The sequence below is a fragment of the Mesorhizobium silamurunense genome (assembly GCF_014843825.1).
Classification (GTDB): Bacteria; Pseudomonadota; Alphaproteobacteria; order Rhizobiales; family Rhizobiaceae; genus Mesorhizobium; species Mesorhizobium silamurunense.
In genome coordinates, this window is the sequence record NZ_JHQR01000476.1 from 1 (window position 1) to 579 (window position 579).

The window sequence follows — 579 nt, forward strand, 5'->3', positions numbered from 1 at the left end:
CCGGCGCCGGCCAGCGCCTCGCGGATGGCGCCGACGATCAGCCCGCGCACCAAGCCCGGATCGCGGAAGCGCACATCGGCCTTGGCTGGGTGGACATTGACGTCGACGGTCGCCGGATCGAGCGAAAGGAAAAGCACCGTGACCGCATGCCGGTCGCGCGGCAGCACGTCGGCGAAGGCGCCACGGATCGCGCCGGCGATCAGCTTGTCGCGCACCGGCCGGCCGTTGACATAGGCATATTGCTGCAGCGCATTGGCCCGCGTGTAGGACGGGATCGAGACGTGGCCGGCAAGATGCACGCCGTCGCGCACGGCATCGATGGGAATCGCATTGTCGGGAAAATCCTTGCCCATCACTTGCGCGACGCGGGCGAGGCGGCCTTCCGGCGTGTCGCCGGTCGCCGGCAATTCGAGCGTCGAGCGGTCGGAGCCGGCGAGCGTGAAGCGCACGGCCGGGAAGGCGATGGCGATGCGCTTCACCACGTCGCTGGTCGCCGAGCTCTCGGCGCGCTCGCCCTTCATGAATTTGAGCCGCGCCGGCGTGGCAAAGAAGAGGTCGCGCACCTCGACCGTCGTGCCA

1 protein-coding gene is annotated in these 579 nt (G+C 69.3%); it reads right to left on the reverse strand.

Annotation, left to right across the window (positions count from 1 at the left end; genetic code table 11):
• A partial coding sequence (mutL, locus tag DH10_RS36075) for a DNA mismatch repair endonuclease MutL (protein ID WP_246811706.1) occupies positions 1-579 on the reverse strand: 579 nt, incomplete at both ends.